At 70.0% G+C, this 18,746-nt stretch carries 17 protein-coding genes and 2 tRNA genes; 10 read left to right on the top strand and 9 right to left on the bottom strand.

The features are described from left to right. The first annotated feature begins 9 nt into the window (after positions 1 to 9). The 4 genes from ABT025_RS27455 (at position 10) to ABT025_RS27440 (ending at position 3,369) form a co-directional block, all read left to right on the top strand. Positions 10 to 1,176 (top strand): SDR family oxidoreductase, encoded by a 1,167-nt coding sequence (locus ABT025_RS27455; protein ID WP_350999860.1) that lies wholly within the window; start codon positions 10 to 12, stop codon positions 1,174 to 1,176. A 178-nt stretch (positions 1,177 to 1,354) separates the two neighbouring features. Further along, positions 1,355 to 1,816 (top strand): molybdenum cofactor biosynthesis protein MoaE, encoded by a 462-nt coding sequence (locus ABT025_RS27450; RefSeq protein ID WP_350999857.1) that lies wholly within the window; start codon positions 1,355 to 1,357, stop codon positions 1,814 to 1,816. Between the two features lie 128 nt (positions 1,817 to 1,944). Further along, positions 1,945 to 2,133, top strand: coding sequence for a hypothetical protein (locus ABT025_RS27445; RefSeq protein WP_350999855.1), 189 nt, complete (start codon positions 1,945 to 1,947; stop codon positions 2,131 to 2,133). Positions 2,134 to 2,280: 147 nt separating this feature from the next. Beyond that, positions 2,281 to 3,369, top strand: coding sequence for a YlbL family protein (locus ABT025_RS27440; protein ID WP_350999853.1), 1,089 nt, complete (start codon positions 2,281 to 2,283; stop codon positions 3,367 to 3,369). Positions 3,370 to 3,399: 30 nt separating this feature from the next. Here ABT025_RS27440 and ABT025_RS27435 read toward each other — a convergent pair whose 3' ends face one another. Next, entirely contained in the window at positions 3,400 to 3,969 is a 570-nt protein-coding gene (locus ABT025_RS27435) for a PPA1309 family protein (protein WP_350999851.1), read from the bottom strand. A gap of 127 nt (positions 3,970 to 4,096) precedes the next feature. Between ABT025_RS27435 and ABT025_RS27430 the strand changes: the two genes are divergently transcribed. The 4 genes from ABT025_RS27430 (at position 4,097) to ABT025_RS27415 (ending at position 9,605) form a co-directional block, all read left to right on the top strand. Beyond that, positions 4,097 to 7,030: a UPF0182 family membrane protein gene (locus ABT025_RS27430; protein ID WP_350999900.1), complete on the top strand. Its 2,934-nt coding sequence runs from the start codon at positions 4,097 to 4,099 to the stop codon at positions 7,028 to 7,030. Positions 7,031 to 7,082: 52 nt separating this feature from the next. Continuing rightward, positions 7,083 to 7,156, top strand: a tRNA-Met gene (locus ABT025_RS27425). A 213-nt stretch (positions 7,157 to 7,369) separates the two neighbouring features. Continuing rightward, positions 7,370 to 9,427 (top strand): tetratricopeptide repeat protein, encoded by a 2,058-nt coding sequence (locus ABT025_RS27420; protein WP_350999848.1) that lies wholly within the window; start codon positions 7,370 to 7,372, stop codon positions 9,425 to 9,427. A gap of 104 nt (positions 9,428 to 9,531) precedes the next feature. Continuing rightward, positions 9,532 to 9,605: transfer RNA gene (locus tag ABT025_RS27415), tRNA-Met, on the top strand. Between the two features lie 88 nt (positions 9,606 to 9,693). Here ABT025_RS27415 and ABT025_RS27410 read toward each other — a convergent pair. From ABT025_RS27410 to ABT025_RS27395, 4 genes are all read right to left on the bottom strand, one after another. Beyond that, positions 9,694 to 10,842: an ABC transporter substrate-binding protein gene (locus ABT025_RS27410; protein WP_350999846.1), complete on the bottom strand. Its 1,149-nt coding sequence runs from the start codon at positions 10,840 to 10,842 to the stop codon at positions 9,694 to 9,696. A gap of 32 nt (positions 10,843 to 10,874) precedes the next feature. Further along, entirely contained in the window at positions 10,875 to 11,744 is an 870-nt protein-coding gene (locus ABT025_RS27405) for an ABC transporter permease (protein ID WP_350999843.1), read from the bottom strand. Further along, positions 11,741 to 12,559 carry an ABC transporter ATP-binding protein gene (locus tag ABT025_RS27400; RefSeq protein ID WP_350999840.1) on the bottom strand — a complete coding sequence of 273 codons (819 nt, stop codon included), beginning with the start codon at positions 12,557 to 12,559 and terminating at the stop codon, positions 11,741 to 11,743. Before ABT025_RS27400 ends, ABT025_RS27405 begins: the two co-directional genes overlap by 4 nt. Before the next feature lie 201 nt (positions 12,560 to 12,760). After that, entirely contained in the window at positions 12,761 to 13,180 is a 420-nt protein-coding gene (locus ABT025_RS27395; RefSeq protein WP_350999837.1) for a Fur family transcriptional regulator, read from the bottom strand. Positions 13,181 to 13,312: 132 nt separating this feature from the next. On the opposite strand from ABT025_RS27395, the gene ABT025_RS27390 reads away from it, so the two are divergent. Further along, positions 13,313 to 14,818, top strand: coding sequence for a catalase (locus ABT025_RS27390; protein ID WP_350999834.1), 1,506 nt, complete (start codon positions 13,313 to 13,315; stop codon positions 14,816 to 14,818). A 223-nt stretch (positions 14,819 to 15,041) separates the two neighbouring features. On the opposite strand, the gene ABT025_RS27385 is transcribed toward ABT025_RS27390, so the two are convergent. Both ABT025_RS27385 and hisN read right to left on the bottom strand, forming a co-directional pair. Further along, positions 15,042 to 15,443 carry a CBS domain-containing protein gene (locus tag ABT025_RS27385; protein ID WP_350999831.1) on the bottom strand — a complete coding sequence of 134 codons (402 nt, stop codon included), beginning with the start codon at positions 15,441 to 15,443 and terminating at the stop codon, positions 15,042 to 15,044. A gap of 198 nt (positions 15,444 to 15,641) precedes the next feature. After that, positions 15,642 to 16,442, bottom strand: a complete 801-nt coding sequence (gene hisN, locus ABT025_RS27380; protein WP_350999828.1) for a histidinol-phosphatase — start codon at positions 16,440 to 16,442, stop codon at positions 15,642 to 15,644. Positions 16,443 to 16,563: 121 nt separating this feature from the next. Between hisN and ABT025_RS27375 the strand changes: the two genes are divergently transcribed. Continuing rightward, positions 16,564 to 17,184 carry a TetR/AcrR family transcriptional regulator gene (locus ABT025_RS27375; RefSeq protein WP_350999824.1) on the top strand — a complete coding sequence of 207 codons (621 nt, stop codon included), beginning with the start codon at positions 16,564 to 16,566 and terminating at the stop codon, positions 17,182 to 17,184. Between the two features lie 32 nt (positions 17,185 to 17,216). Here ABT025_RS27375 and ABT025_RS27370 read toward each other — a convergent pair whose 3' ends face one another. Then, on the bottom strand, positions 17,217 to 17,540 hold the full coding sequence (locus tag ABT025_RS27370; RefSeq protein WP_124716491.1) for a DMT family transporter: 324 nt from the start codon (positions 17,538 to 17,540) through the stop codon (positions 17,217 to 17,219). Positions 17,541 to 17,727: 187 nt separating this feature from the next. Then, complete coding sequence (gene rsgA, locus ABT025_RS27365) at positions 17,728 to 18,744, bottom strand: ribosome small subunit-dependent GTPase A (RefSeq protein WP_350999821.1); 1,017 nt, start codon at positions 18,742 to 18,744, stop codon at positions 17,728 to 17,730. Positions 18,745 to 18,746: the final 2 nt, after the last annotated feature.

Below are 18,746 nucleotides of genomic sequence, written 5' to 3'. Positions count from 1 at the left end.
AGACGCCCGGTGAGTTCCCCAGATCCTCAGGTTCGCGCAGCGCGAAACCTGGCCGACCCATCGCCTGAGAACAAGCCTGAGAACAAGCCCGAGAACAAGCCCGTCCGCAACGGCTCCAGAAGCCGCGGCCCCGTCGTGGCCGTCACCGGAGCCGCGACGGGTGTCGGTGAGCTGCTCACCGCACGCCTGGCGGCCTCCGAGGAGATCAAGCAGGTCATCGCCATCGACGAGCGCCGCGGAGAGGTCTCCGAGGCGACGTGGCACATCCTCGACGTGCGCGACCCCGCCATCGCGGAGAAGCTGCGCGGCGCCGACGTGGTGGTGCACCTGGCGCTCGATCTCGACCTGGAGACCGACCCCGCCGCCCGCACCGCGTACAACGTGCGCGGCACCCAGACCGTGCTGACGGCGGCCGCGGCCGTCGGCGTGCACCGCGTCGTCCTGTGCACCTCGGCGATGGTCTACGGCGCACTGCCCGACAACGACGTCCCGCTCGCCGAGGACGCCGAGCTGCGCGCCACGGCCGAGGCGACCGGCGTCGGCGACCTGCTGGAGATCGAACGGCTCGGCCGCCGCGCACCCCGCGCCCACCCCGGACTCCATGTCACCGTGGTCCGTCCCACCGTGCTCGTCGGCGGTACGGACACGGCGCTGACCCGCTACTTCGAGTCGCCGCGCCTCCTGGTTGTCGCCGGATCGCGCCCCACCTGGCAGTTCTGCCACGTCGACGACCTGGTCACGGCGCTGGAGTACGCCGCGCTGGAGAAGATCGACGGGGAGTTCGCGGTCGGCTGCGACGGCTGGCTCGAACAGGCGGAGGTCGAGGAGCTCAGCGGCGTCCGCCGGATGGAGCTGCCCTCGGCCGTCGCGCTCGGCGCGGCTGCCCGGCTGCACCGGATCGGCCTGACCCCGTCGCCGGCGGGCGACCTGGCGTACACGATGCATCCCTGGGTGGTGAGCGTGAGCAGGCTGCACGATGTGGGGTGGCGCCCGAGCTGGACCAACGAGGAGGTGCTCGCCGCGCTCCTCGAAGAGGTCGAGGGACGCCACACCGTCGCAGGCCGCCGGCTCGGCCGTAAGGACGCGACCGCGGCCGGTGCCGCCGGAGCCACCGTGGCGCTGCTCGGCACCGCCGCCCTGGTACGCCGCGCACGCAAGGCCCGCCGCCGCTTCTAGGGCGCCGGGCAGGCCCGCGGCCCGTCCGGTGGCCGGACAGGCCCGGCGCCTTCCGGTGGGCACCCGCCACGCGGGTGGCTCCGGGGCCGGCGGCTGTAGGAGGCTCCAAGGCGCCCGGCGCCCCGCCGGGTGAAAGCCGTATTCCGCGATGCCGGAGCGGTACGGCACGATGGTCGCCATGGCACCCACGTACGACCACCCCGGCGAGCAGGCGGCACAGGACCCCATCCGGCTGCTGGAGATCCGCGACACACCCCTGTCCGTGGACGAGGTCTTCCGCGCCGTCGGTGACGAAGCGGCCGGCGGCATCGCGCTCTTCGTCGGCACCGTGCGCAACCACGACGGCGGCCAGGACGTCGGTGCGCTGGGCTATTCGTGCCACCCCTCGGCGCAGGACGAGATGCGCCGGGTGGCGGAGAAGGTCGTGGCGGGGTTCCCGGTCCGCGCACTGGCCGCTGTCCACCGTGTGGGTGAACTGGAGGTGGGCGATCTCGCAGTGGTGGTCGCGGTCTCCTGCCCGCACCGCGCGGAGGCCTTCGAGGCCTGCCGCAAGCTCATCGACGACCTCAAGCACGAGGTTCCGATCTGGAAGCACCAGCGTTTCTCCGACGGTACGGAGGAGTGGGTCGGCGCTTGCTGAGCGCAAACCGTCCGGGCGGATATCCACCCCGATTTGCGTAACCACACCCCTGCCATGAGCGTTGGTTCTGCAGATGGTTAATCTGCTGATCATTCGGTTGCGGTCGCTCATGGGGCAGGGAGGTCGTCATGGCAGCACTCGCCTGGTTGTTGATTCCGCTTTTCGCTGCGCTCGGTGCTGCGATATGGGGGAGCTGGGCCGCCCGCAATCGCACGACCGGCGACGTCACCGAGCTCGCCGGCTACGCCCGGTTCCGTGAGGCGATGGAGCGTTCGCACTCCACTTCCGAACCGGCCGAGCAGGTATCGAACGTCTGAGGCCACACCGGCCGTACGCAGTCGCCAATCAGCATTCCGTGGCCGTAGTCGCTGGTGCTGCCTGGATCCCTCGCCGCCCCCGGCCGCGGCCCACGTACGGACCGGCCCCGGCGGTGCACTGACAGGCCCTTCCCGTACTGTCGTTCCATGCCACGCCGCACCGCGACGATGCTCGCCTCCACCCTGATCCTGATCGCGCTGCTCTGCGCAGGCGTGCTGATCAAAGTGCCGTACTCGGAGATGTCTCCCGGGCCGACCGTGAACACACTCGGCGAGGTGGACGGTGCGCCCGTCCTGCAGATCACCGGGCACAAGACGTACGAGACCACCGGCAATCTCAACATGACGACGGTCAGGGTCACCGGCGCCGACTACCACATGAACCTCGTCGAGGCCGTCTCCGGATGGCTGGGCCACGACAGTGTGGTCGTGCCGCACGACACGCTGTACCCGGACGGCAAGACCGAGGAACAGTCGACGCAGGAGAACGCCGAGGAGTTCAGCCAGTCCCAGGAGAGCGCCAAGGTCGCGGCCCTCACCGAGCTGGGGATCCCGGTGTCGTCACGGGTCGTGGTCTCCACCGTCCTCAAGGACAGTCCCTCGCAGGGCAAGCTGCACGCCGGCGACGTGATCAAGGCCGTCGACGGCACCGCGGTCAAGCAGCCCGAGGACGTGGCGAAGCTCGTCACCAAGCACAAGCCCGGCCAGGACGTCACGTTCACGGTCATCCCGGCCAAGACCGCAGCAGCGGCCGAGAAGGCCGGCAAGGAGCCCGAGGGCACCGAGAAGATCACCATCGTCACCGAGAAGGCACCCAAGGAGAACCGGGCGATCGTCGGCATCCAGGCGGGGACGGACCACACCTTCCCGTTCGAGATCGACATCAAGCTCGCCGACGTGGGCGGCCCCAGCGCCGGTCTGATGTTCTCCCTCGGCATCGTCGACAAGCTGACCCCGGGCCAGCTGACGGGCGGAAAGTTCATCGCCGGCACCGGCACGATCGACGACAAGGGCAAGGTCGGGCCCATCGGCGGGATCAACATGAAGCTGGTCGGCGCGCGCAACGCCGGCGCACGCTACTTCCTGACCCCCGACGACAACTGCGAGGCGGCCGCCTCCGACACCCCGGACGGGCTCACGCTGGTGAAGGTCAAGACCATCGACGACGCCAAGAAGTCGCTGGAGAAGATCCGCACCGGGGACGCGGCCGCACTGCCGAGCTGCTCGGCAGGCTGACCGCGCCCCCGACGGGGCGGGACGGCGTGGTCAGGACTCGAAGGTCGCGGCCAGAGCCTCGGCCAGCCCCGGCACCAGGCCGGCGCCGGTGAGCACGTCGTTGGGCGAGTCCTTCTCCCGCAGGCGTACGGCCGACTCGCGGGCGCCGTCCCGAAGGACCGCCACGGTCATCCGCACCTCCTGCCGGTCGGGGTGCTTGGCCACCCACTTGGTCAGCTGGGTGTCGTTGAGACCCTCCGGTACGGAGGCCTCGGCGGACGGCGGCAGCATCAGCCGCTCGACCGTCATCGCGCACCCGACGACCGCGTCGGGCCAGGCGATCGTGGCGAGGAACTCGTCCAGTGCGGTACCTGCGGGAAGCTCCTCCTGCTCGATAGGGGTGAGTGCGGCGGTCGTCGAGCCGCCGTCGTCGAGGCCGAGCTGGGCGGCGAGTCCGGGCTCCTGGACCCGCAGCCGCGCGGTGTCGACGAGGGCGAAGAGCCGGGCGGGCTGGTCCCAGCCGAGGCCGGAGATGTACTCGTCGATTTCGAGCACGGCGACGGTGAGAGGGCTCGCGGCCATCGGAGGGCCTGAGGGGGAAACGTTGGGCATGGACAACATCCTGCCTCCTTCCGCCCCGGGAGCGGGAACTAGGTAAAGCCTCAGTAAGTTGCATAGGTGGGCTCTACGATCGCTGGGCCCGCTCCACACGACCGCGAACTTCGAGGTGCGCACGTTGGCTTTCCAGATGCCGGACCGCGGCGGAGGCCCGACCGGGCCACGGATCAGAGTCGGCCGCCCGTCCCGGCGCGCCCGAACCCTGCTCATGACACTCGGCGTCCTGGCGATCCTCGCCATGGCGTTCGTCATGTTCTCCGGGTTCTGGACGGACTGGCTCTGGTACAGGTCGGTCGGGTTCTCATCCGTCTTCACCACCACTCTGTGGACCAAGATCGGGTTGTTCCTCGTCTTCGGACTGCTGATGGCCCTCGCCATCGGCGTGAACATCTGGCTCGCGCACCGGCTCCGGCCGCCGCTGAGCGCGATGTCGCTGGAGCAGCAGAGCCTGGACCGCTACCGGATGAGTCTCGCCCCGTACAAGAAGTGGGTGCTGCTCGCGATCACCGCGCTCGTCGGTCTGATCGCCGGAGCGTCCGCCTCCGGCCAGTGGCGTACCTGGCTGATGTACGTGAACGGGGTGTCGTTCGGTCAGAAGGACCCCCAGTTCCACCTGGACGTGTCCTTCTACGCCTTCGACCTGCCGTGGTACCGCTTCCTGCTGGGATTCGGCTTCGCGGCGACCGTGCTCTCGCTGATCGCCGCCGCGCTGACCCACTACCTGTACGGCGGGCTGCGCATCACCAGCCCCGGCGCGCGGGCGACGGGTGCGGCCACCGGCCATCTCTCGGTGCTGCTCGGCATCTTCGTCGCGCTGAAGGCCGTGGCGTACTGGCTCGACCGTTACGGTCTGGCCGTGAAGTCGAGCGACTTCAAGGCCACGGACAACTGGACGGGCCTGCGGTACGTAGACGCCAACGCCTACCTGCCGGCGAAGACCATCCTGTTCTGCATCGCAGCGATCTGCGCCGTGCTGTTCTTCGCGACGCTCTGGCGCCGCACCTGGCAGCTTCCGGTGATCGGGTTCGGGCTGATGGTCCTCTCCGCGATCCTGATCGGCGGGCTCTACCCGGCGATCGTGCAGAAGTTCCAGGTCCAGCCGAACGAGCAGGCCAAGGAAGCCCCGTTCATCCAGAAGAACATCAAGGCCACGCGGGACGCCTACGACATCGATGACGCGAAGGTCACCGACTACGCGGGCAAGTCCACCACGGACGACGACACGAAGCTCCGTGCCAGCGCCGACGCCGCGGCCAGCTACCGGGTGATGGACCCCAACGTCGTCTCCCCGGCCTTCCAGCAGCTCCAGCAGAAGAGGAACTACTACCAGTTCCCCAAGACGCTGGACGTCGACCGCTACAAGGACGAGAGCGGCAAGGAGCAGGACACGGTCATCGGTCTGCGCGAGCTCAACCTCCAGGGCATCCCCAAGCGCAACTGGATCAACGACCACTTCACCTACACCCACGGTTACGGCGCGATCGCAGCCCTGGGCACCACCACGGGTACCAACCCGAAGGGGTCTCCCGACTTCATCGAGTCCGGTCTGCCGACCACCGGAGAGCTGGGCAAGTACCAGCAGGAGATCTACTACGGCGAGAAGACCGAGCAGTACTCCATCGTCGGCGGGCCCCAGAAGGAGCTCGACTACGAGGAGGACGGCGAGAAGACCACCAGCTACAAGGGCAAGAGCGGCGTCAGTCTCTCCAGCGCGTTCAACCGCGCGGCCTACGCGGTGGCTTTCAGCGAGCCGCAGATCCTGTACTCGGGAGCCATCGGCGACGGTTCGCGGATCCTGTACAACCGCACGCCCAAGGAGCGCGTCGAGGCGGTCGCCCCCTGGCTGACCATCGACGGCGACGCCTACCCGGCCGTGGTCGGCGGAAAGATCCAGTGGGTCGTCGACGCTTACACCACGACCAACGGCTACCCGTACGCCTCGCGTACGACGCTCGGTGACACTACGGCCGACTCGCTGACCACCAACCAGCGCGCGGTCGTCGCCCAGCAGAACCAGGTCAACTACATCCGCAACTCGGTGAAGGCCACCGTCGACGCGTACGACGGCAAGGTCACGCTGTACGAGTGGGACACCGAGGACCCGGTCCTCAAGACCTGGCGCAAGGCGTTCCCGGGGACCGTGGAGCCCAAGGCGGACATTCCGCAGGACCTCATGGACCACCTGCGCTACCCGCAGGACCTGTTCAAGGTGCAGCGTGAACTGCTCACCCGCTACCACGTCACGAGCCCCGCGCAGTTCTACAGCGGCAGTGACGCGTGGCAGGTCCCGGACGATCCGACCAACAAGGAGTCCGGCGCCGTCCCGCCGTACTACCTGAGCATAAAGATGCCGGATCAGGCGGCTCAGAAGTTCTCGCTGACGACGACGTTCACCCCCAAGGGGCGACCCGACCTCGGGGCGTTCATGGCGGTCGACGCCGATGCGGCCAGCAAGGACTACGGCACGATAAGACTGCTGAGAGTCACCACCACGGTGAAGGGCCCGGGCCAGGTACAGAGTGAGCTCAACGGCAACGACGACGTCGCCGAGTTCGTGAGAAACCTCAAGGGCACCGACTCCGACATCGAGTACGGCAACCTGCTCACGGTGCCGCTCGAAGGCGGGTTCCTCTACATCGAGCCGGTGTACACACGCGGTGGCACGCAGAACTATCCGCTGCTGCGCAAGGTCGCCGCCTCGTACGGATCGAAGATCGTCTTCGAGAACAGCCTCGGGGAGGCGCTCAACGCGGTCTTCGGGGTGGAGGGTTCCGACACGACCGAGCCACCGGCCGATACGACCGAGCCACCGGGTGACACCACGGAGCCGCCGGCCACCGGCGACGCCGCGCTGAAGAAGGCGATCGCCGATGCGCAGAAGGCCTACACGGCAGGTGAGACGGCCCTGAAGGAACAGGACTGGACCGCCTACGGCAAGGCCCAGGAGGAACTGCAGGACGCGCTGGAGCGGGCAGCCGCGGCCCAGCCCAAGTCCGGCAGTCCGAGCACGGCGGACGAAGCGAAGAAGCCGGCGGCGTCGGCCAGTGCCGACAGCGGTGGCTGAGTAACTCGGTAAAGCTCCACCCTCGCGTCGTGGTACGGTTTGAACACAACGACGCGGGGTGGAGCAGCTCGGTAGCTCGCTGGGCTCATAACCCAGAGGTCGCAGGTTCAAATCCTGTCCCCGCTACTGAAAAACGAAGGCCCGGATCCTCCAGGGGATCCGGGCCTTCGTCATGTCGTGGTGGCTTTTTTGTGCAGTCTGCGTGAAGTGCGGTTCATGGAGCGTGAGTTGGGCACGAGCGTGTTTGACTTGTCTCTCTGTGGGCATGTCGACAAAACGCTGAAGTGACCTCACTGGCCGCGATATACCAGGTGTACGCGGGTTGCGGGTGGTGCGACGATGGTATTTATGGGGGACAGGGCAACTCTGTTGGAGACAGGGCGGTTTGTGCAGCAACGCGTCCATCCGGCGGAAAGAATGGCGGATGTGGCATTTGCCGCTGCCGCCGCGCAGTACAACGACCACATCGAGACCGCCGAGACTGCGGAGTGTGCCGCGACCGTCGAGAGTGCAGAGACCGCAGAGACCGCCGACGGCGTGGAGAACGCCGAGAGTGCGGAGACCGCGGCGAGCGCGGACAACGCCGAGAGCGAGGCGCGCCACCGCCGTGCCGCCGACGCCGGGGACACGGCGTCGATGAGCGTTCTCGGCGCGCTGCTGCTGCGCCGGGGCGACCTGAGCGGTGCCGAGGCCTATCTGCGCGCGGCCACCGCCGACGGCGACCGCGCCGCGGCCAACAACCTGGGTGTCCTCCTGCACCAGCGCGGCTACGCGGACGAGGCGGCCGGCTGGTGGCGGATCGCGGCCGTCGCCGGCTCCGCCGCGGCCGCGCACGCACTCGGGCGCCACTACCGCGAGCGCGGTGACGAGCCCGGAGCCGAATACTGGCTGCGCCAGTCCGCCGAGCAGGGCCACGCGCTGGGGGCGTACGCCCTGGCCGACCTGCTCGAACACCGCAGCGACGTGGGCGCAGAGCGCTGGCTGCGCGCAGCGGCCGAGCAGGGCCACCGCGAGGCGGCGTACCGGCTGGCGCGGATGCTGGAGCGCAACGCGACGGACGATGCGCACGACGCGTTCGGCCGTCCCGGCCTCGGGCCCCGTACCGGACCCGAGTCCGAGACGCGCGCCGGAGCGCGCAGGGCCGCCGTGCGCAAGGACGACAGCCCGGTCGCGGGCCCCGACGCGGGACGCATGGGCGAGGCCGAGCAGTGGTACCGGCAGTCCGCCGCCCGCGGACACCGGCGTGCCGCTCTGCATCTCGGAGCCATCCTCGAACAGCGCGGCGAGCTCAAGGAGGCCGGTCGCTGGTACCTCATCGCAGCCAAGGCCGGCGAGGCGCGGGCCGCCTGCGCGCTCGGCTTCCTGCTGCGCGACGCGGGCGACCAGGAGAGCGCCGCCGTGTGGTGGCTGCGCGCCGCCCAGGACGGCGACGGCAACGCCGCCAACGCACTCGGCGCGCTGCACGCGGCCCGGGGCGAGCAGCAGACCGCCGAGCGCTGGTACCGCGCGGCGATGGACGCGGGCGACGTCAACGGCGCGTACAACCTCGGGCTGCTCTGCGCGGCCCAGGACCGTACGCCGCAGGCTGAGCAGTGGTACCGGCGCGCCGCCTACGCGGGTCACCGCGAGGCCGCCAACGCACTGGCCGTGCTCCTGCTCCAGGCGGGCGACGCGACGGGTGCGGAGCCCTGGTTCTCCAAGGCCGCCGAGGCGGGCAGCGTCGACGCCGCCTTCAACCTCGGCATCCTGCACGCCGGGCGGGACGAGGACCGTACGGCCCTGCTCTGGTACGAGCGTGCCGCGGCGGCCGGCCACACCGAGGCGGCGCTCCAGGTCGGCATGGCGCTGCTGCACCACGGCCATGAGCGCGAGGCCGAGCGCCATCTGCGCTGCGCGGCGGGCGGCGGCAGTCCGGAGGCCGCCTTCCGGCTGGCCGGGCTGCTGGACGCGCGCCAGCCGCCGCCCGGCCCGCCCGTGCTCGGCGAGCCCATGCCGGACAAGACCGAGTGCGAGGAGTGGTACGAGCGCGCCGCCGAGCAAGGGCACCGCCGCGCCCAGGTGCGCGTCGGCATGCTCGCCGCGGCCCGGGGAGACGTGGAGAGTGCCGGCCGTTGGTACCGGGAGGCCGCCGAGGCGGGCAGCCGCAACGGGGCCTTCAACCTCGGACTGCTGCTGGCCCGGGAGGGCAGCGAGCGCGAGGCCGCGCTGTGGTGGAGCCGCGCCGCCGATGACGGGCACGGGCGGGCCGCCCTGCGCCTGGCCCTGCTGGCCGCGCGCCGCGGTGAGCTCACCGAGGGGCAGCGGTGGTGTGCGCGGGCCGTCGAGCTGGGGCCCGCGGAGGTCTCGGAGCGGGCCGCGCGGCTGCGCGAAGCGCTGCACCAGGAGCTGACCGCGTAGCGAGTGCGGGGCGGGCTGCGGGGTGCCCGGTTCCGGGGCCGGGAGGCCCCGGAAAAGGGATTTGCGCTGGTCCAGGGCGTGACGTACTGTGGGGATCACAACGACGCGGGGTGGAGCAGCTCGGTAGCTCGCTGGGCTCATAACCCAGAGGTCGCAGGTTCAAATCCTGTCCCCGCTACTGAAGACAGAGGGCCGGATCCTGTAAAAGGATCCGGCCCTCTGTGTATGCCGGCCCTCTGTGCGTGCACGGCACGGGGCGGCCCCGCTCAGGGCTTGTGGCCCACCGCCTCCCCGTACATCGCCCGGTCCACAGCCTTGTCCTCCGGCACCGGAGTGCCCTCCGAGACGCCCGAGTCGGCATACGCTTTCTGCAACCGGTCCGTCGTGCCCTTCCGGATCTCCCAGTCCATCCGCATCGAAGGTGTCGACGTCAGGGTGGCCTCGTCGGTCTTCATCAGTCCGGCCAGTTCGGCGACGAAGGCGGGATCGGACTTGTAGTCGTCGGTGAAGTAGGTGTTCACCGTGCGGATGTAGGCCCGGAGGAAGGCGACGCCCGCGTCGGGGTCCTTGTTCAGCAGGTTGGGCCCGAAGAGCAGTCCGCCGAGCGGTTCTCCCACCGGCTGGCCGCCGAGGAAGGCGTACTTCTTGTCGCCGTCCACCTTCCGCCAGATCGGGTCGAGCAGCCAGGCGGAGTCGACGCCGCCGTTCTGCAGGGCGGTGAGCACGTCCGCGGAGCCGAGCTGCTGGAAACTGATCTTGTCGAGCCCGCCGCCGTGCTTCTTCAGCGAGGTGTCCATCGGGTACGCGATCACCGAGCCCTTGCCGATCATCGTGCCGAGCTTCCGCCCCGCCATGTCCACGTGATCGGCGCTCTCGCCGTCCTTGAGGCGCACCCAGAGACCGCTCTTCGAGCTCGGGTCGGGGGAGAAGTTGCCCGCGACCCACTTGATGGCGAAGCCGCCGTTGATGCCGTTCATCACGGCGGCCTCGGGCGCCGCCCACTGCGCGTCGACGTCCCCCTTGGCAAGCAGGGGCAGGGCGTCCGGGGTGGGGAGCACCTTCAGGGAGACGTCGAGGCCCTCCTTCTCGAACTCGCCCTTGGCGACCGCGACCTGAAGAGGAGCAACGTACTCCGCGCTGAGGGTGCCGGTGGCGACGGTGATCTTCCGCTTCTTCGCGAGCGGCTGGGCGGCCGGCGCGCCCTTGCCGCAGCGGGCGGGCTTGCGGTCGGGTGCGAGGTCAGAGGGGTCGGTCCAGCTGCCGGCGCCGCAGCCGGCGACGGGCTTGACCGTGCGGGGTGCGGCGTCCGAGGCGTCGGCGCCGTCCGACGAGTCGGTTCCGGCGCAGCCTGCCGCGCCGAGCAGGGAAGCCGCCACGAACACGACGGTGCGGGTGAAGGGGGTACGTGTACGCACAGTGCCTCCGTAAGGGGAGCGGGTGGATCCGTTCACGACTGACTGCGGCCGCGGTCGCGCGGGGCCCACGGGGTGAGCAGCCGGCCCGCGATCCGCACCACTTCGGAGAAGACGACGCCGAGCACCGCCACGCAGACGATGCCGACGAACATCACGTCGTTCTGGAACAGGGCGCGGGAGTCGAAGATCAGGTGCCCCAGCCCGTCGGCCGCCGCGATCTGCTCCGAGGCGACGATGACCAGGACCGCCACCCCCGCCGCGATCCGCGCACCGACGAGGACGGCGGGGAGCGAGGCGGGCAGCAGGATGTGCCGGAACATCTGCCAGGGCGAGGCGCCGAACACCTGCCCGGCGTCCCGGTGACCGGCCGGAACGGCGAGCACGGCCGCCATCGTCGAGATCCAGACGAAGAAGAAGACGGTGGTGGCGACCAGGGCGATCTGCGGCCCTTCGCCGAGACCGAACATATTGAGGAAGACCGGCAGCAGCGCCAGTTTCGGTACGACGTAGAGGGCGTCGAGCAGCGGTTCCAGCGCGGCCCGGACGAGCGCGAGGGAGCCCATCAGCAGCCCGAGGGCGTAGCCCGCGACCGTGCCGATCGCGTAGCCGCCGAGGACCCGCTTGAGCGTGGCCCACACGTCGGGCCACAGATCACCTTCGGCCGCGCGGTCCCAGCCGTCCGCGAGGATGGTGGAGGGCGCGGGGTAGACGCGGTCGTCGATCCAGGTCCTGGCGGCGGCCAGCTGCCAGAGCAGCACCAGGAGCAGTGGTACGGCGACGGCGAGCGCGATCTCCAGGGTGCGGCGCCTGCGGTGGGTGCGTACGGGATGGAGTTCCTGCGGCCCCGGCCTGCGGACCAGGACCTGCTCGTCGACGGTCGTGGACTTCACGGCTGTGCTCATACGGCGGCCGCCTCTCCGCCGACCTCGCCGCGCAGCAGTTCCCACAACTCGCTCTTCAGCGCGGTGAACTCGGGCTGCGAGCGGATGTCGCCGGTGCGCGGCCGGGCGAACGGCGGCCGGTGTTCGGCGATGATCCGGCCCGGTCTGGCGGACATCACCAGTACCCGGTCCCCGAGCACGATCGCCTCCTCCAGGCTGTGGGTGATGAACAGTGTGGTGGTGCGGGTGGTCTGGGTGAGGTCCAGCAGTTCGTCCTGCATGATCGTGCGCAACTGGGCGTCGAGCGCGGCGAACGGCTCGTCCATCAGCAGGATCTCGGGCTCGACGGCGAGTGCGCGGGCGATCGCCACCCGCTGGCGCATCCCGCCGGAGAGCTCGGCAGGGTAGGCGCCCGCGAAGTCGGCGAGCCCCAGCCGGGCCAGCCAGTCGCGCGCCCTGGTGTCGGCCACCCGGCGCGGCACACGCTGGATGTCGAGGCCGAAGCGGACGTTGGCGAGGACGGTCTTCCAGTCGTGGATCCCGTAGTCCTGGAAGATCATCGCGGCCGGGCGGGGCGACGTCGTACGGATGGACAGCTCACCGGCGCTGGGGCGCAGGAGTCCGGCCGCGATCCTCAGCAGGGTGGACTTGCCGCAGCCGGACGGTCCGACGATGCAGGTGAACTCGCCGGGCGCGATGTCGAGATCGACGGGGCCGAGGGCTGCCAGGGCCCGGGTGCCGCGCCCGAAGGACCGGGACAGGTCGCGGGCGCGGAGTTTGGGGGCGGTGGTCGGTGGCGCGGTTGCCGGGGGTGGGTTCGGGTGCGGGTCTCCCACGGGTCTCTCCTCGTGCACATCGAGGTGCACAGCCGTCGCGGGGGCGGCTGTGATCGCCGATGACGATATGACGACCCGTCAGATTCGGGAAGGGGGTGCGCGGGGAACGCGTGGACGGGGGCTTGTCGCGGGGCGCCCGGGCTCACACGAAAACGCCCTCACCGGTACGTCGGGTGAGGGCGGGGGCGGGGTTGTTCGGGGTCAGGCTGCCGCGGCGCAGTTCGGGCAGATGCCGCGGTATGTCATCTCGACGCCGGAGACCGTGAAGCCGAAGCGCTCGCCGGCCGGCAGGTCCGCGAGCGGATCGCCCGCCGGGTGCACGTCGCGGATGGCGCCGCACTTCGCGCAGACCAGGTGGTGGTGGGGGCGGTGCGCGTTCGGGTCGTAGCGCTTGGCCCGGCGGTCGGTGGAGACCTCGATGACCTCGCCGAGGGTCACCATCTCGCCCAGGGTGTTGTAGACGGTGGCGCGGGAGATCTCGGGCAGCTTGGCCACGGCCCGTGCGTGCACCTCGTCGGCGGTCAGGTGTACGTGATCCCCGTCGAGGACCTCGGCCACGACGCGCCGCTGCGCAGTCATGCGCCAGCCGCGTCCGCGAAGTCGTTCCAGCAGGTCACTCATGGGGGCAAGCCTAACAGTGGCGGGAGTCGGTTTCTGAACAGGTGTGGCTTTAGAGCTCACCTTGACTTGGACTTAGTCCATTGTAGGATCAGATACGACATAGGCCGGGACAGGCTGTGCTCGCCATGACGAATGTGCAGGAACGAACGGCATGACGAATGTGCAGGAACGACGCAGGAGGCGCACGTGACACAGGGACCGCTTACGACGGAGGCCGGCGCGCCGGTAGCCGACAACCAGAACAGCCAGACCGCGGGCGTCGGCGGTCCGGTTCTGGTGCAGGACCAGTCGCTGCTGGAGAAGCTTGCGCACTTCAACCGTGAGCGCATTCCGGAGCGTGTCGTGCACGCCCGGGGCGCCGGCGCGTACGGCACGTTCACGCTGACCCGTGACGTCTCGCAGTGGACGCGTGCAAGGTTCCTCTCCGAGGTCGGCAAGCAGACCGAGACCTTCCTGCGCTTCTCCACGGTCGCCGGCAACCTCGGCTCGGCCGACGCGGTGCGCGACCCGCGCGGATTCGCGCTGAAGTTCTACACCGAGGACGGCAACTACGACCTCGTCGGCAACAACACCCCGGTGTTCTTCATCAAGGACGCCATCAAGTTCCCCGACTTCATCCACACCCAGAAGCGGGACCCGTACACCGGCTCGCAGGAGGCGGACAACGTCTGGGACTTCTGGGGTCTGTCGCCCGAGTCCACCCACCAGGTGACCTGGCTCTTCGGCGACCGGGGAATCCCGGCCACGCTGCGCCACATGAACGGGTTCGGATCGCACACCTACCAGTGGAGCAACGAGGCCGGCGAGGTCTTCTGGGTCAAGTACCACTTCAAGACCGACCAGGGGATCAAGAACCTCACCCAGGACGAGGCGAACAAGCTCGCCGGTGAGGACCCGGACAGCCACCAGCGCGATCTGCGCGAGTCCATCGAACGCGGCGACTTCCCGTCCTGGACCGTGCAGGTCCAGATCATGCCGGCGGCCGAGGCGGCGACCTACCGCTTCAACCCGTTCGACCTCACCAAGGTGTGGCCGCACGCGGACTACCCGCTGATCGAGATAGGAAAGCTGGAGCTCAACCGGAACCCGGAGAACGTCTTCGCCGAGACCGAGCAGTCGATCTTCAGCCCCGCGCACTTCGTGCCCGGTATCGGTCCGTCCCCGGACAACATGCTCCAGGGCCGCCTCTTCGCGTACGGCGACGCGCACCGCTACCGCGTCGGTATCAACGCCGACCACCTGCCGGTCAACCGCCCGCACGCCACCGAGGCGCGCACCAACAGCCGTGACGGGTACCTGTACGACGGCCGTCACAAGGGCGCGAAGAACTACGAGCCGAACAGCTTCGGCGGGCCGTTCCAGACCGACCGCCCCCTGTGGGAGGCCACCCCGGTCACGGGCGCCACGGGTACGCAGGAGGCGCCGAGCCACGCCGAGGACAACGACTTCGTGCAGGCCGGGAACCTCTACCGGCTCTACTCCGAGGACGAGAAGAGCCGGCTGATCGACAACCTCGCCGGGTTCATCGCGAAGGTCTCGCGCGACGACATCGCCGAGCGCGCGATCAACAACTTCCGCCAGGCCGACGGCGACTTCGGCAAGCGGCTGGAAGCGGCCGTGCAGGCCCTGCGCGGCTGAGACCGGCCACGCCCGCGGGGTGGGGCAGCGAATCCGCTGCCCCACCCCGCGTTTGCGTGTGCGCTCCCTCACCGGGCGGGCCGGTGCACATCCCCTGCACCACGTCGGCGTACAGCCGGTGGCCAACGACGCTCATCGAAGCCCTCCGGGCGACGTGACGGGGCTCGGCGAGTCCGCTCCGTCAGTGGGCGGCCCGGCCGTTCGTCCGTACGGCCCGCGGCCGTCAGCCGACCAGCTCCACCGGATGGCGCCTGGCCGGTGCCCAGCAGCGGATGATGTCGCGCACCGAGACGATGCCGACCGGTCCGTCGCCGTCCAGCACGATCAGATGCCGGAAACCGCCGTGCGTCATGGCCTCGGCGGCCTCCTCCAGGGTCCAGGTGGGTGCGGCGAAGACCACATCGGTCGTCGTGTGGGTGGAAGCGGTCTCCACGTCGGGGTCCTGCCCCGATCCGACCGCGTTGAGGATGTCGCGCTCGGTGATGATGCCGAGCCCGCAGGTGTCCGGATCGTGGACGACGGCTGCTCCGATCCGGCGCGCCGACATCAGCCGGGCGGCCTGGCGGAGGGTATGGGCCGGGCCGATGGTGAGGACCATCGTGCTCATGGCGTCTCGGACGAGCATGAAGGGAGCCACCTCCTTCGCGAAGCGACTCTGTGAGTCGATTCACAAGTTCACAAGTGGGGGGACTCTTAGAGTTGCACCGATGAGGGACGGCAACAAGGGGGAGCGGAGATCGTTCGAGGGGCGTGCGGTGGTGCGGCACGCCCCTCGTCGGTCCCGTGTGTCCGCTCAGGCCCGGACGGCCCGTCGCGGCACGGGTCAGTAGCGCTGGTTCAGGTAGCCGAGCAGTTCGTGGTGGAGTGTTCCGTTCGAGGCCGCGGCATTTCCGCCGCCCGGTCCGGCGACCCCGTCCAGGCTGGTGAACCGGCCACCCGCCTCCTGGACGATGATCGCGTTCGCCGCCATGTCCCAGAGCGAGAGCTCCGGCTCGGCGCAGATGTCGACGGAACCCTCGGCGACCATCATGTACGGCCAGAAGTCCCCGTATCCACGCGTGCGCCAGCAGGCCCGGGTCAGGTCCATGAAGCCGTCCAGCCGGCCCTGCTCCTCCCACCCGCTCAGCGAGGAGTACGCGAACGAGGCGTCCGCGATCCGCTCCACCTTCGACACGTGCAGACGGGTCGCGGAGGTCAGGCTCCGGCCGGAGAACGCCCCCGCCCCCTTCGCCGCCCACCAGCGCCGCTGCAGCGCGGGCGCGGACACCACGCCGACCACCGGCTGGAACCCGTCCTCACCGGCTTCCATCAGCGAGATCAGCGTCGCCCAGACCGGCACGCCGCGTACGTAGTTCTTGGTGCCGTCGATCGGGTCGATCACCCAGCGGCGTGGACCGGTCCCCTCGATCCCGTACTCCTCGCCCAGGATCGCGTCGCGCGGTCGTGCCCGATGGAGGTGCCCGCGGATCAGCTCCTCGGCGGCCTTGTCGGCCTCGCTCACCGGCGTCATGTCCGGTTTGGTCTCGACCTTGAGGTCCAGAGCCTTGAACCGGTCCATCGTCGTCGCATCGGCGGCGTCCGCCAGCACGTGGGCGAGGCGCAGATCATCGTGGTAATCGGGCATGCCGTCACAGTATCCACCGCCGGTGCTCCGGAGCCACAGGGCCCCGGAGGCTGCCGGGACCCTTGACAGTGCGGGGGAGCGCCTCAACTCTGAAACGCAGACCTCGGTGGGGGAGGCGGCGATGCCGACAGCACGGGACGTACTGCTGGACGCGGCCCACACGGCCCTGGTGGCCCGGCCCTGGCACGCCGTACGGATGGTCGACGTGGCCGCGGCCGCCGGGGTGTCCCGCCAGACGCTCTACAACGAGTTCGGCAGCAAGGACGGACTGGCCAGGGCCCTCGCCCGGCGAGCCGCCGACAGCTATCTGGCCGGTGTCGAACGGGCGTTGGGATCCGCAGGCGGCGCGGGCGACAGGCTGGCCGCCACAGCCGCCTGGACGGTGCGCGCGGCGCGGGCGAATGCCCTGGTCAGGGGGCTGCTCACGGGGTGCTGGGGTGAGCGGTTACCCCGCCCGGCCGCCTCGGTGCGGCGCTCCGCGTCCACCGTGCCGGCCCAGCGCCGGGCGGATGCCGGACCACCGACCCCCGCCGAGCTCCTGGGCCAGGTCAGGGACCGTGCGGTGGCCGCGCTGGACGAGGGGCACCCGCCTCACGACCGGGCGGCCCTGGCCATGGTGTGCGAGCTCGCTCTGCGGCTCGCCCTGTCCTACGCGTTGGTCCCGCCGCCCGCCGGCGTGGCGGGGGACGGGGTGCCACTGGTACGGGACGTCGTGGACCGGCTGCCGGACGTGGCGGCCTGAGCGCGGTGGGGGAGCCGCCGGCGGGCGGACCGTCAGTGGGACGAGCCGGAGAGCTGGAGCCCGATCACGCCGAGGATCACCAGTGAGATCGAGACCAGCTTGAGCGTGGAGACGACGTCGTCCAGGAAGACCATGCCGTAGATCGCGGTGCCCGCCGCGCCGATGCCGGTCCACACCGCGTAGGCGGGCCCGACGTCGAGCTTCTTCAGCGACATGGTCAGCAGGCCGAAACTGCCGAGGGCGAAGATGCAGAAGGCGATGGTCGGCCAGAGCCGGGTGAAGCCGTGCGAGAGCTTGAGGCAGACCGCGAAGCCGGTCTCCAGAAGTCCCGCGACCACGACCAGCAGCCACGCCATCGTCAGTGCCCCTCCCGCGTAGGTGACCGCCTTGTACCGCTGGATGTGATTATGCACTTACCAACGGCGGGTGATCGCAAACGTGGCGGGGCCAGTCGTCTTCCCGTCGCTCCCCGTGAACACCGGGGCCCTGGACGCCTTGCCGGACCCGGGGGCCCGGGACGCCGGGGCCCCCGGGACACCGGGGTCAGTCGCCCTCGCGTCGCTCCCGCGTGGACAGCAGCCGGCGCAGCGAATCCAGCCGTGCCGGATCGGCGTGCCCCGCCGCGACCCAGGCGTCCAGCGCACATTCCGGCTGCTGGCTGTCGTGGGTGCAGCCGCGCGGGCACTCCTCCGTGCCGGGCTGCAGATCGGGGAAGGCGTTGATGACCCGGGACGGGTCGATGTGGTGCAGGCCGAAGGAGCGGACACCGGGGGTGTCGATCACCCAGCCCCGGTAGTCCGGAAGCGGGAGTGCCAGCGCCGACGTCGTGGTGTGGCGGCCTCGTCCGGTGACCGCGTTGACGACCCCGGTGGTGCGGCGCCTGTCCTTCGGTACGAGGGCGTTGACCAGCGTGGTCTTCCCTACACCGGAGTGCCCGACGAAGGCGGTCACCCGGTCGTTCAGCTGCGCGCGGACCCGCTCCGCCGCGTCGCCGTTCTCCAGCTCCTCGCGGTTGGTGACGATGAACGGCACGCCCAGCGGGGTGTACGCCTCCAGCAGCTTGTCCGGGGAGGCCAGATCGGACTTGGTCAGCACCAGGAGGGGGGAGAGCCCGCCGTCGTACGCGGCGACCAGACAGCGGTCGATCATGCGCGGGCGCGGTTCCGGATCAGCCAGCGCGGTGACGATCGCCAGCTGGTCGGCGTTGGCCACGACGACCCGCTCGAACGGGTCGTCGTCGTCCGCCGTCCGGCGCAGCACCGTCCGGCGCTCACCGATCCGGACGATCCGGGCGAGGGTGTCCTTCTCGCCGGACAGGTCGCCGACGATGGAGACGGTGTCGCCCACCACCGCGGCCTTGCGGCCCAGCTCACGGGCCTTCATCGCGACGACCGTGCGGCCCTCGACGAGACAGGTGAGGCGGCCGCGGTCCACGGTGAGGACCATGCCCTCCTCGGCGTCCTCGTGCTTGGGACGGATATGCGTACGAGGCCGGTTGCCCTTGCGGTTGGGGCGGACCCGGATGTCGTCCTCGTCGGGGTTCTTGCCGTAGCGGCGCATGT

It is taken from the genome of Streptomyces sp. NPDC002809 (assembly GCF_040295435.1).
Taxonomy (GTDB): domain Bacteria; phylum Actinomycetota; class Actinomycetes; order Streptomycetales; family Streptomycetaceae; genus Streptomyces.
This window is presented reverse-complemented; position numbering and strand designations above follow the sequence as displayed.